We start from the raw sequence: 12,492 nt of genomic DNA, 5'->3' as shown, positions 1-12,492 counted from the left end.
TCCATCAGGAAAGGTCTATATTGACAGTTTCGGCATTGCTGTTTGGAAAATACCATACTGTACCCGCACAACTTCCATCGCTGACCGGACCAACCATGCAGTAGCAGTCGCTTTACCATGTTCTGATAGAAAATCAAAATAACTCAAGGAGACAAGCTGTGAAAATGATTAAAACAACGATTGTTGGATTGATGATAGGCATGTTCGGCCTGGTGTCCCATGCCAGCGCGCAGGACAAGGGTCTGATCGGGATCTCGATGCCGACCAAATCCTCCGCCCGCTGGATCGCCGATGGCGACAATATGGTCAAGGTGTTCAAGGAAAAGGGCTACAAGACCGACCTGCAATACGCGGAAGACGACATCCCGAACCAGCTGGCGCAGATTGAAAACATGGTGACCAAGGGCGTGAAAGTCCTGGTGATCGCGGCGATCGACGGCACCACGCTGACCAATGCCCTGCAAAAAGCGGCCGACAAGGGCGTCAAGATCATCGCCTATGACCGCCTGATCCGCAACTCCAAGAACGTCGATTACTACGCGACCTTCGACAACTTCCAGGTCGGCGTGCTGCAAGCGAGCTATATTGAAAAAGCGCTGGACCTGAAGGGCGGCAAAGGCCCGTTCAATATCGAACTGTTCGGCGGCTCGGCCGACGACAACAACGCCTTCTTCTTCTACAACGGCGCGATGTCGGTGCTGCAGCCATACATCGACAAAGGCAAGCTGGTAGTGCGCAGCAAGCAGGCCGGCATGGACAAGGTATCCACCTTGCGCTGGGATGGCGCGGTGGCCCAGGCGCGCATGGATAACCTGCTCAGCGCCTACTACGGCAATGCCCACGTGGATGCGGTGCTGTCGCCGTATGACGGCATCAGCATCGGTATCCTGTCCTCTCTCAAAGGCGTCGGCTACGGCACGCCCAAGCAGCCGATGCCGGTCGTGACCGGCCAGGACGCCGAGATTCCTTCGGTGAAATCGATCCTGCGCGGCGAGCAGCGCCAGACCGTGTTCAAGGACACGCGCGAGCTGGCCAAGGTCACGGCTGGCATGGTGGATGCGGAGCTGAGCGGCAAAACCCCGGCCATCAACGATACCAAGACCTATAACAACGGCGTCAAGGTCGTGCCTTCCTACCTGCTGAAACCGGTCAGCGTCGACGCTTCCAACTGGAAGCCGGTGCTGATCGGCAGCGGTTATTACACTGAGAGCCAGATCAAATAAGCATCGGGCGCATCGCCACGGCGCGATGGTTTGAAGATCTTGTTTGACCGGACCTTGCAGCGCGCCTGCCGCTGTTGCAAGGTCCGTTTGTCAGGCGCCGGCGACATTGTGCGCGGTATCAGGTAAGGGGGCCCCAGGAACCGCGCAACAGGTTCATGGAGATTCCCGCAAGCGAGGTAACACAGATGGAAACTATCCTGGAGATGCGCGGGATCGGGAAGACATTCCCGGGGGTTAAAGCATTAGACAACGTCAATCTGGTGGTGCGCAGCGGCGAGATCCACGCCGTGGTCGGCGAAAACGGCGCCGGCAAGTCGACCTTGATGAAAGTGCTGAGCGGAGTCTATCCGCATGGCAGCTACACCGGCGATATCCACTATCAAGGGCAGACGCGAAAATTCGAAGGCATCGCCGACAGCGAAGAATGCGGCATCATCATCATCCATCAGGAACTGGCGCTGGTGCCCCTGCTGTCCATCACCGAAAATATCTTCCTCGGCAATGAACAGGCGAAGCATGGCGTAATCGACTGGGCCGGTTCCTATGCCAAGACCAAGGAGCTGCTGGCGAAAGTCGGTCTCAAGGAATCGCCCAGCGCGCTGATCACCAATCTCGGTGTCGGCAAGCAGCAGCTGATCGAGATCGCCAAGGCGCTCTCCAAGCAGGTCAAGCTGCTGATCCTGGACGAGCCTACCGCCAGCCTGAACGAGAGCGACAGCGACGCCTTGCTGGAACTGCTGCTGGAACTCAAGGCGCAGGGCATTTCCTCGATCCTGATTTCGCACAAGCTCAACGAAATTTCCAAGGTCGCCGATTCCATCACCATCCTGCGCGACGGCAGCACGGTCGATACGCTCGACTGCCACAAGGAAGTGATCAGCGAAGACCGCATCATCCAGAACATGGTGGGCCGCGAGATGGCCGACCGCTATCCCAAGCGCAGCCCGCAGATCGGCGAGACCATCTTCGAGGTCAGGCAGTGGCGCGTGCATCACCCCATCCATCCGGAGCGGCAGGTGATCAAGGGCGTGGATTTCAACGTCAGGAAGGGCGAGATCGTCGGCATCGCCGGCCTTATGGGCGCCGGCCGCACCGAGCTGGCGATGAGCATTTTCGGCCGCGCCTACGGCCAGCGCATCAGCGGCAAGGTCTTCTTGCGCGGCAAGGAAATCGATGTCAGCACCGTACAGAAAGCCATCGACAACGGCATCGCCTATGTCACCGAAGACCGCAAGGGCTACGGCCTGATCCTCGACCAGGATATCAAGAAGAACATCTCGCTCGCCAACCTGGATGGCGTGGCGGACAAGACCGTGATCGACGAGGGGCGCGAATATTCGGTGGCCGCGGATTATCGCCGCCAGCTGAAGATCCGCTGTTCCAACGTGTTCCAGAAAGTGCTCAACCTGTCGGGCGGCAACCAGCAGAAAGTGGTCCTCAGCAAGTGGCTGTTTTCCAACCCGGACGTGCTGATACTGGACGAACCGACGCGCGGCATCGACGTCGGCGCCAAGTACGAGATCTATACCATCATCAGCCAGCTGGCCAGCGAAGGAAAATGCATCATCATGATTTCATCGGAAATGCCGGAACTGCTTGGCATGTGCGACCGCGTCTATGTCATGAACGAAGGCAACTTCGTCGGTGAACTGACGGCGGCGGAAGCTTCGCAGGAAAAAATCATGCGCGCCATTGTGAGGAATGAGCGCGTAACAAGCAGTGAACAAGCAGCGAACAACGAAGCAGTGAAGAACGAAGCGGCGAAGAACGGAGACAACTGAAATGAACCACGATATTGCAACGCCTGCGGCTCCGACTGCGCAGGAAAACCGGGCTCAGCCCCAGCCCACGCTGGACAAGAAAGACTACGCCGGCTTCCTGAAAAACAATATGCGCGAGTACGGCATGCTGATGTCGCTGATCGCGATCATGGCGTTTTTCCAGTACATGACCAACGGCACCCTGATGGAGCCGCTCAACCTGACCAACCTGGTGCTGCAGAACAGCTACATCGTCATCATGGCGCTCGGCATGCTGATGGTGATCGTGGCCGGCCATATCGACCTGTCGGTGGGTTCGGTGGTCGGTTTCATCGGCGCGCTGGCGGCGGTGCTGATCGTCAACCTGCATGTCAATTTCGTCCTCGCCGGCATCCTGTGCATCCTGGCCGGCGGCGTGATCGGCGCGGCGCAGGGCTATTGGGTGGCTTTTTTCAAGATCCCGTCCTTCATCGTCACGCTGGCCGGCATGCTGGTGTTCAAGGGTTTGACGCTGGCGCTGCTGCAAGGGCAGTCGATCGGCCCCTTCCCGGACGATTTCCAGATGCTGAGTTCGGGCTTCATTCCCGATCTGTTCAATGGCGCCGACCTGCGCATCACTTCCTTGCTGGTCGGCGTGCTGGTGGCGGCCATCATGATCGTGGTCAAGGTGCGCGCGCGCGCCAAGCAAAGCAAGCACGGCATGGAAGACGAACCTTATCTGTTCTTCATCCTGAAGAACGCCATCTTCGCCGGCGTCATCATTTTCTTCAGCTATCTGCTGGCCTCCTATAAAGGCATGCCGAACGTGCTGATCATCATGTTCCTGCTGATGGTGGTGTACACCTTCGTCGCCAACCGCACCACCATCGGCCGCCGCATCTATGCGGTGGGCGGCAACGAGAAGGCGGCCAAGCTGTCGGGCATCAAGACTTCGCGCGTGTCGTTCTATACCTTCATCAACATGGGCATGCTGGCGGCGCTGGCCGGCCTGATATTCGCGGCGCGCCTGAATACCGCCACGCCCAAGGCCGGCACCGGCTTCGAGCTGGATGTGATTGCCGCCTGCTTCATCGGCGGCGCCTCGGCTTCCGGCGGCGTCGGCAAGGTGATGGGCGCAGTGATCGGCGCCTTCGTCATGGGCGTGATGAACAACGGCATGTCGATCATGGGCATCGGCATCGACTACCAGCAGGTGATCAAGGGCCTGGTGTTGCTGGCGGCGGTGTTTGTCGACGTCTACAACAAGAACAAATAAGCGTATTTCACGAGGAAGCCACAGATGACATTCGATAAGAAACGCCCGCTGCGCTCGGCCGGCTGGTTTGGCACCAACGACAAGAACGGCATGATGTACCGCAGCTGGATGAAGAACCAGGGCATTCCGGACCATGAATTCCAGGGCAAGCCGATCATCGGCATCTGCAATACCTGGTCCGAACTGACGCCCTGCAATGCGCACTTCCGCAAGATCGCCGAGCACGTCAAGCGCGGCATTTCCGAAGCCGGCGGCTTCCCGGTCGAGTTTCCGGTATTTTCCAACGGCGAGTCGAACCTGCGGCCGACCGCCATGCTGACGCGCAACCTGGCCAGCATGGATGTGGAAGAATCGATACGCGGCAATCCGATGGATGCAGTGGTGCTGCTGGTCGGCTGCGACAAGACCACGCCGGCCTTGCTGATGGGCGCGGCCAGCTGCGACGTGCCGGCGATCGTGGTCACCGGCGGGCCGATGTTGAACGGCAAGCACGAGGGCAAGGACCTGGGCTCCGGCACCGCCGTCTGGCAGCTGAGCGAAGCGGTCAAGGGCGGCCAGATCAGCATGCACCAGTTCCTGGCGGCCGAATCCGGCATGTCGCGTTCGGCCGGCACTTGCAACACCATGGGCACGGCTTCGACCATGGCGTGCATGGCCGAGGCGCTGGGCACATCGTTGCCGCACAACGCCGCGATTCCGGCGGTCGACGCGCGCCGCTACGTGCTGGCGCACATGTCCGGCATGCGCATCGTCGACATGGTGTGGGAAGACTTGCGCCTGTCGAAAATCCTGACGCGCGAAGCGTTCGAAAACGCCATCCGCGTCAATGCCGCGATCGGCGGCTCGACCAACGCCGTGATCCACCTGAAAGCCATCGCCGCCCGCATCGGCGTACCGCTGGAGCTGGAGGACTGGACCCGCATCGGCCGCGGCACGCCGACCCTGGTCGACCTGCAGCCGTCCGGCCGCTTCCTGATGGAAGAGTTCTATTATGCCGGCGGCTTGCCGGGCGTCTTGCGCCGTCTTGGCGAAGCCGGGCTGCTGCCGCACAAGGATGCGCTGACGGTGAACGGCAAATCGCTGTGGGAAAACAACCAGGATGCGCCTATCTACAACGATGAAGTGATACGCGTCATCGACAAGCCGCTGATCGCCGACGGCGGCATCTGCATCCTGCGCGGCAACCTGGCGCCGCGCGGCGCCGTGCTCAAGCCGTCGGCCGCCACCCCGGAGCTGATGAAGCATCGCGGCAAGGCCGTGGTGTTCGAGGATTTCGACCACTACAAGAAACGCATCAACGATCCCGAACTGGAAGTCGATGCCAGTTCGGTGCTGGTCATGAAGAACTGCGGCCCGAAAGGCTATCCCGGCATGGCGGAAGTCGGCAACATGGGTTTGCCGCCGAAACTGCTGGCGCAGGGCATCAAGGACATGGTGCGCATTTCCGACGCCCGCATGAGCGGCACCGCCTATGGCACGGTGGTCCTGCACGTGGCGCCGGAAGCGGCCGCCGGCGGCCCGCTGGGGATCGTCGAAGACGGCGACTGGATCGAACTGGATTGCGAAGCGGGGCGTTTGCACCTGGATATCAGCGACGCCGAAATGGCGCAGCGCCAGGTCGCGCGGGCGGCCATCAATGCCGAGACCGTGACTGCCCACAGCGGCTATCAGCGCCTCTACATAGACCGGGTGCTGCAGGCCGATGAAGGCTGCGATTTCGATTTCCTGGTCGGCTGCCGCGGCTCGGCTGTACCTAAGCATTCTCATTAATTGCAGTCGTAGGGTGGGCACATTTTTGTGCCTACGCTGTTTTGATATCCGCGTGAGCACAAAAGTGTGCCCACCCTACAACACCGGAGAAGTACATGTTGTTGGTTCAATTCAAGCAAGCCGACGGCCAGCGCCGCATCGGCGTACTGGAAGACGAAGGCAGGAAGATCCGCGCGATCGACGGCTATGCCTCGACCTACGCTCTGGCGCAGGCGGCGATTGCCGCGCGCAGCACGCTGAAAAAGCTGGTCGACGCAGCATTGGGCGCGACCGAGCTGGACTACGCCACGGTAGCGCGCGCCGGACGCCTGTTGCCGCCGCTGGACCATGACGACAGCGCGCATTGCTACGTCACCGGCACCGGCCTTACGCACCTGGGCAGCGCCGACGGCCGCGACGCCATGCACAAGAAAATCAGCGATGCCGACACGCTCACCGACAGCATGAAAATGTTCCGCATGGGACTGGAAGGCGGCAAGCCGCCGGCCGGCCAGACCGGCGTTCAGCCTGAATGGTTCTACAAGGGCGACGGCAGCATCGTCCGTGCCGCCGAGCAGCCCTTGGGCATGCCGCAGTTCGCGCTGGATGGCGGCGAAGAGCCGGAGATCGCCGCCCTGTACGTGATCGGCCCGGACGGCGCGCCTTACCGCCTCGGCTTTGCCATCGGCAACGAGTTTTCCGATCATGTCACCGAGCGCCAGAACTATCTGTACCTGGCCCATTCCAAGCTGCGCGTGTGCGCGGTCGGACCGGCCTTGCTGGTGGGCGACTTGCCGCGGCACGTGGCGGGCATGTCGCGCATCCGTGACAGCCGTGGCGAGGTGCGCTGGGAAAAGCCCTTCGTCAGCGGCGAGGACAATATGTCGCATACGGTCGCGAACCTGGAATACCACCATTTCAAGTACCCGCTGTTCCGCCGCCCGGGCGATGTGCATATCCATTTCTTCGGCACCGCCACCCTGAGCTGCGCCGACGGCATCCAGGTGGCGCCCGGCGAAACCTTCGAGATCGACGTCGCCGCTTTCGGTCCGCCCTTGCGCAACCGGCTGGCGCTGGAGACGGCGCCGGCGCCGCAGATCCATCAGCTGTAAGTCTTTTACATTGCCAGGAAAACCATGAATATCACAGGCGAGTCGCTGATCGGCGCCTCCAGCATCAAGGGCGGCGGCGCGGATTTTTTTGCCTTCGATCCGGCTGCCGGCAAGAATCTTGAACCGGCGTTTCATACTGCCGGCAAAGCCGAAATAGACTGCGCCTGCGAGCTGGCGCGGATCGCTTTCGATCCTTACCGCGCCACCGGTCCGGAAACCCGCGCGCGCTTCCTTGAAAGCATTGCCCACAATATTATCGGGCTGGGCGACCAGTTGATCGAACGCTCCATGCAGGAAAGCGGCCTGCCGAGGGCAAGGCTGGAAGGCGAGCGCGGCCGCACCGTAGGCCAGCTCAGGTTGTTTGCGGAAGTGCTGCGCGAAGGTTCATGGCAGGAGGCACGCATCGATCCCGCCTTGCCCGAACGCCAGCCACTGCCACGCGTCGATTTGCGCTTGCGCATGATCGGCCTGGGGCCGGTGGCGGTATTCGGCGCCAGCAATTTTCCCCTGGCGTTTTCGGTAGCCGGCGGCGATACCGCGGCGGCGCTGGCGGCGGGGTGCCCGGTAGTGGTCAAGGCGCATCCTGCTCATCCGGGCACCTCGGAATTGGTGGGCAGGGCGATTCAACGCGCGGTGGCCGAGGCCGGCTTGCCGGAAGGCGTATTTTCTTTGCTGACCGGCGTCGGCAACCAGCTTGGCGCGGAACTGGTGCGCCATCCGGAGATCCAGGCAGTCGGCTTTACCGGTTCGCGCCAGGGCGGGCTGGCGCTGATGGCGGTGGCTGCCGCACGTCCGCAGCCGATTCCGGTGTATGCGGAAATGAGCAGCATCAACCCGGTCTTCCTGCTGCCGCATGCGTTGGCGGAAAAGGCCGAGGCGCTTGCGACCGGCTTTGTCGATTCGCTGCTGCTCGGGGTCGGCCAGTTCTGCACCAATCCCGGCCTGGTGCTGGCGCTGGGAGGACCGGACCTGGAACGTTTCAGCGCAACGGCCGCCGAACAACTGGCGCAACGGCATGCCGGCACCATGCTGTCGGCGGGCATCCAGCGTGCTTATGAACAAGGTGTCGGCCGCCTGGCAGGCAATCCGCATGCACGCCAGCTGAGCCATGGCATCGCCAGCGATACCGGCACGGCCGGTGGCGTGCCGGCCTTGTTCGCCGCTAGCGCCGAGGATTTCCTGGCCGATCCGCAATTATCGGAAGAAGTGTTCGGTCCGGCTTCCTTGCTGATCGCCTGCAAGGATATGGCGCAGATGCATGAGGTGGCTGAGCGCCTGGAAGGGCAGCTGACCGCGACCCTGCAGATGAGCGACGGCGACCACGCGACGGCGCGCGAACTGCTGCCGGTGCTGGAGCGCAAGGTCGGTCGGATCCTGGCTAACGGTTTTCCGACCGGCGTTGAAGTCTCGTATTCGATGGTGCACGGCGGCCCTTTTCCGGCGACCTCGGACAGCCGCAGCACCTCGGTCGGCACTGCCGCCATCCAGCGCTTCCTGCGGCCGGTGTCCTACCAGAACCTGCCGCAGGCGCTGTTGCCGGCGGCAGTACAGGATGGCAATCCGCTGGCGATCTGGCAGCGTATCAACGGACAACTGAAAAAATAAGCGGATCTATCTGCATCACACGGGAGCACACATGTCGGCGGTAAACAATGTTGGAAGCGATAAGCTGGCGCATTTCCCCAGCTTGAAAGACAAGAGCGTATTCGTCACCGGCGGCGGCAGCGGCATCGGCGAGGCGATTGTCAGCGCCTTTGCGGAGCAAGGCGCGCGGGTGGCGTTTGTCGATATCGAGACGGCCGCCAGCGAAGCGTTGTGCCAGCGGCTGGCCGATGCCGGCTTCAGCAAGCCTTTGTTCCGTCATTGCGATATCCGCGACATCCCGGCCTTGCAAGCCACCATGCAAGCCATGGCGCAGGAACTGGGCGATTTCGATGTGCTGGTCAACAACGCCGCCAACGACCAGCGCCATCAGTGGCAGGACGTCACCGTCGACTATTGGAACGACCGCATCGCCATCAACCAGCGGCCCATGTTTTTCACATGCCAGGCGGTTGCGCCGGGCATGCAGAAAAAGGGCGGCGGTTCCATCATCAATCTGAGTTCCATCAGCTGGCACCTGTCCAACGGCGGCTATCCGGTCTACACCACGGCGAAGGCGGCGGTGGTCGGCCTCACCCGCGGCCTGGCGCGCGATCTCGGTCCGCACAATATCCGCGTCAATACGGTCTCGCCCGGCTGGGTGATGACGGAACGGCAGGTCGCCTTGTGGCTGGATGCCGCGGGCGAGGAAGACATCAAGCGCAACCAGTGCCTGCCCGGCAAGCTGCAACCCTGGCACCTGGCGCGCATGGTGCTGTTCCTGGCGGCCGACGACAGCGCCATGTGCACCGCGCAGGAATTCATCGTCGACGCCGGCTGGGCCTGATCGGCGCCGTTTGCCGTCACACCGTGGCCAGCCAGGCGCGTAATCCGGGCGTATCGTAAGCCACGTTGAAGCGCAGCCAGGCGCTGGGCCGGTGCGCGGGATCGAAGGCGCTGCTCGGCGCGAACCAGAAGCCGGCGGCGGCCGCTTCCTGCGCCAGCAGCAGGGAATCCTTGCCGGCCGGATGACGGCACCAGATGAACATGCCTTGCGCCGTCGCTGAATACATTTGCCAGCCGATATCCGACAGCAGCTGATGCAAGCCGCTCCGGCCCTTTTGCAGGCGCGCGCGCAGCTGCGCCAGGTGGCGCTCGTAATGGCCGTGCGTCAGCACCTGGTAGATCGCCTGTTCGACGAACTCCGAGGTGGTGATGCTGATCATCAGCTTGATCCTGGCCAGCGTTTGCAGCAGCGGCGGCGCCGCCGCGATATAGCCGACCCGCAGGTCGGAAGAGACGGTCTTGCTGAAACCCGAGAGGTAGACCACCCGCTGCAAGCCGTCCAGGCTGGCCAGCCTGGGCGCCTGGTCGGCGGCGAAATCGCTGTAGATGTCGTCGTCGACTATCGTGAAATCGTAATCCTCCGCCAGCCGCAGCAGGCGATGCGCCTTGGCCCAGCTGATGGAACTGCCGGTCGGATTATGCAGCAGCGATTGCATGAAAAACAGCCGTGGCCGCAGGCCGCCGCGCAGCATGTTTTCCAGCGCGTCCAGGTCAGGCCCGTCAGCCTGGCGCGGCACTGCCTGCATCGCCATCCCTGACAGATGCAGCAGGCTGAACAGATTGTAGTAGCCGGGCGCTTCCACCAGCACCGTATCGCCTGCCGCGCAGCAGCAGCGGATCAGCAGCTCCAGGCTGTGCGTGCCGCCGGCCGTCAGCAGGATCTGCTCGGCGCTGCAGTCTATCCCGCGCCGCGCCAGTCTTTGCCGCAGCACCTCGCGCAGCGGCGCATAACCCAGCGCAGAGCCGTAGCAATACACATTGGCGGCGGGGCGCGCCGCGACGCTGCGCAAGTGCCGGTGCAAATCCAGTCCTTGCAGCCATTCCTTGGGCAATGCGCCGCTGCCGCACTTCAGCAAGGTGTTGGGTTCCACCAGGCCGCGGATCAGCAGCGCCACATCCAATACCTGTTCCAGGTGCGGCGGCCTGGCCTGGCGCGGCGCCGTGGCGCTGAGCCGCACGTAGTAGCCGGAACCATGGCGCGGATTGAGCAAGCCCATCCCTGCCAGTTCTTCATACGCCGCCAGCACCGCATAGCGGCTGACGCCGAGCTGCGCCGCTTGTGCGCGTATCGACGGCATCTTGCTGCCGGCCGCGAGCCGGCCTTGTTCTATGGCCTGTTTCAGCAACCGGCACAGTTGCTGTTGCGGCGGCAGGGGAGAGTGGCGGTCTAGCGCGATCGGCAGCATGCGGCGGTCCATGGCGAGGCAGGAGATGCCTTGATTATCGAACACTTGCGCATACTGTGCGAACTGTTCGATAACAATTTGCGCAAGTGTTTGACGCCAGTGTCGGCGCCAGCGATATATTTCCATGCAGGCCGCCATGTCGTGGCGATTCCATCCACTTGAAGCACATCGAGGAGATCAGCATGCACGCCGAACAGCAAGGTCGTTTTTCCAAAGCCGAACCGACTTACCAGGTCCACGACGCCGCCACCTTGAAAAGCGCGGCGCAAGTTCTCGATGCTTGTAAAAATGTCAGGGAAATGGCGCAGGAAGTTTCGGCGGCGGTAAAACGCAACGAGATCTGGCGCGGCCAGCAGTGCCTCAACCTGCTGGCGCCGGAAGCGCCCACCAGTCCTACCGTGCGCAGCCTGTTGTCGTCCGAAATCGGCACGCGCGCGGCGGAGGGCCATATCGGGCCGGTCAACCGCTGGTTTGCCGGCACCCGCTATATCGACGAGGTCGAATCCTTGTGCATGGAGCTGCTCAAGCGTGCGCTGCGTGCCGAGTATGCCGACCACCGCCTGTGCGCCAGCATGATCGGCAACCTGGCGGTATATACCGCGCTGACCCAGCCCGGCGACACCGTGATGACGGCGCCGCAGCCGTTCGGCGGCCATTCCAGCAACCGTGCCGACGGCCCGGCCGGAGTGCGCGGCCTGAACATCGTCGATATTCCATTTACGCCGGAGCTGGAGATCGATCTCGATGCTTTCCGCCGCGTGGCGCAACAGCACCAGCCGAAGCTGGTCACGCTGGGCATGTCGATGACGCTGTTTGCGCTGCCGGCCAGGGAGATCAGCGAGATCATCGCGCCTTGGGGCGGCAAGCTGTTTTTCGATGGAGCCCATCAGCTCGGGCTGATCGCCGGCGGCCAGTTCCAGGATCCGCTGCGCGAGGGGGCGGCGGTGCTCACGGGTTCCGCCGGCAAGACCTGGAGCGGTCCGCAAAGCGGCATCATGGCCTGGAACGATCCGGCCATCACCGAGCGGCTGGCGTGGGCAGTGTTTCCGGTGCTGGCCGCAACCCACCAGGTGAACCGGGTGGCGGCGCTGGCGGTGTCGGCGGCGGAGATGATCGAGTTCGGCCAGGTCTACATGGCGCAGATCGTCAGGAATTCACAGGCGCTGGGACGCGCGCTGGAGCAGCGCGGCATCCCGGTGATCGGCGCCAGCCGCGGCTATAGCCAGACCCATCAGGTGATTGCCGACGTCCGCCAGTTCGGCGGCGGCCTGGAAGTGGCGCACCAGCTGGCGCGCGCCAACCTGATCACCAACAAGAACCTGATTCCGGGCGATGCCGCGGCCGACTGGGACCACCCGAGCGGCTTGCGCATCGGCAGCATCGAGGTGACGCGGCTCGGCATGCGGGAAGCGCAGATGGACGACATCGCGGAATTCTTTGCGCGCGTGCTGCTGCGCAACGAGCCAGTAGAACGGGTGCAGCAGGACGTGATTGATTATCGCCGTCGGTACCAGACCTTGTACTACTGCTTTGAGAACGGCTTGCCGCCAGCAGCTTAGC

General features: G+C 62.5%; 9 protein-coding genes. 8 read left to right on the top strand and 1 reads right to left on the bottom strand.

The features are described 5' to 3' along the window. Window positions 1-164: 164 nt before the first annotated feature. From chvE to AC07V8_RS06400, 7 genes are all read left to right on the top strand, one after another. Window positions 165-1,223: a multiple monosaccharide ABC transporter substrate-binding protein gene (chvE, locus tag AC07V8_RS06430; RefSeq protein WP_494679575.1), complete on the top strand. Its 1,059-nt coding sequence runs from the start codon at window positions 165-167 to the stop codon at window positions 1,221-1,223. Between the two features lie 185 nt (window positions 1,224-1,408). Next, the gene (gene mmsA / locus AC07V8_RS06425) at window positions 1,409-3,004 is read left to right on the top strand and encodes a multiple monosaccharide ABC transporter ATP-binding protein (protein ID WP_494679499.1); all 1,596 of its coding nucleotides are present in this window, start codon (window positions 1,409-1,411) and stop codon (window positions 3,002-3,004) included. 1 nt (window position 3,005) lies between these two features. Further along, window positions 3,006-4,238, top strand: coding sequence for a multiple monosaccharide ABC transporter permease (gene mmsB / locus AC07V8_RS06420; protein WP_494679498.1), 1,233 nt, complete (start codon window positions 3,006-3,008; stop codon window positions 4,236-4,238). Window positions 4,239-4,262: 24 nt separating this feature from the next. Beyond that, window positions 4,263-6,008 (top strand): IlvD/Edd family dehydratase, encoded by a 1,746-nt coding sequence (locus tag AC07V8_RS06415; protein WP_494679497.1) that lies wholly within the window; start codon window positions 4,263-4,265, stop codon window positions 6,006-6,008. Between the two features lie 95 nt (window positions 6,009-6,103). Next, entirely contained in the window at window positions 6,104-7,099 is a 996-nt protein-coding gene (gene araD1 / locus AC07V8_RS06410; RefSeq protein ID WP_494679496.1) for an AraD1 family protein, read from the top strand. Window positions 7,100-7,123: 24 nt separating this feature from the next. After that, window positions 7,124-8,704 (top strand): aldehyde dehydrogenase (NADP(+)), encoded by a 1,581-nt coding sequence (locus AC07V8_RS06405; protein ID WP_494679495.1) that lies wholly within the window; start codon window positions 7,124-7,126, stop codon window positions 8,702-8,704. Window positions 8,705-8,735: 31 nt separating this feature from the next. Then, window positions 8,736-9,527 carry an SDR family NAD(P)-dependent oxidoreductase gene (locus tag AC07V8_RS06400; protein WP_494679494.1) on the top strand — a complete coding sequence of 264 codons (792 nt, stop codon included), beginning with the start codon at window positions 8,736-8,738 and terminating at the stop codon, window positions 9,525-9,527. Between the two features lie 16 nt (window positions 9,528-9,543). Here AC07V8_RS06400 and AC07V8_RS06395 read toward each other — a convergent pair whose 3' ends face one another. Further along, on the bottom strand, window positions 9,544-11,058 hold the full coding sequence (locus AC07V8_RS06395; protein ID WP_494679493.1) for an aminotransferase-like domain-containing protein: 1,515 nt from the start codon (window positions 11,056-11,058) through the stop codon (window positions 9,544-9,546). A gap of 56 nt (window positions 11,059-11,114) precedes the next feature. Here AC07V8_RS06395 and glyA point away from each other — a divergent pair, with 56 nt between their 5' ends. Continuing rightward, a complete protein-coding gene (glyA, locus tag AC07V8_RS06390) occupies window positions 11,115-12,491 on the top strand; it encodes a serine hydroxymethyltransferase (protein WP_494679492.1) in 1,377 nt (458 codons plus the stop codon). Window position 12,492: the final 1 nt, after the last annotated feature.

The organism is Collimonas sp. GW821-FHT02H07 (assembly GCF_059421505.1).
Note: the sequence above shows the minus strand (reverse complement) of the source record. Positions and strands in the feature narration are given on the sequence as shown.

Bases quoted from the DNA above. Each gene is read 5' to 3' on its own strand.
- glyA (WP_494679492.1), top strand. From the start codon at position 11,115: ATGCACGCCGAACAGCAAGGTCGTTTTTCCAAAGCCGAACCGACTTAC.
- araD1 (WP_494679496.1), top strand. From the start codon at position 6,104: ATGTTGTTGGTTCAATTCAAGCAAGCCGACGGCCAGCGCCGCATCGGC.
- AC07V8_RS06395 (WP_494679493.1), bottom strand. From the start codon at position 11,058: ATGGAAATATATCGCTGGCGCCGACACTGGCGTCAAACACTTGCGCAA.
- AC07V8_RS06405 (WP_494679495.1), top strand. From the start codon at position 7,124: ATGAATATCACAGGCGAGTCGCTGATCGGCGCCTCCAGCATCAAGGGC.
- chvE (WP_494679575.1), top strand. From the start codon at position 165: ATGATTAAAACAACGATTGTTGGATTGATGATAGGCATGTTCGGCCTG.
- mmsB (WP_494679498.1), top strand. From the start codon at position 3,006: ATGAACCACGATATTGCAACGCCTGCGGCTCCGACTGCGCAGGAAAAC.
- AC07V8_RS06415 (WP_494679497.1), top strand. From the start codon at position 4,263: ATGACATTCGATAAGAAACGCCCGCTGCGCTCGGCCGGCTGGTTTGGC.
- AC07V8_RS06400 (WP_494679494.1), top strand. From the start codon at position 8,736: ATGTCGGCGGTAAACAATGTTGGAAGCGATAAGCTGGCGCATTTCCCC.
- mmsA (WP_494679499.1), top strand. From the start codon at position 1,409: ATGGAAACTATCCTGGAGATGCGCGGGATCGGGAAGACATTCCCGGGG.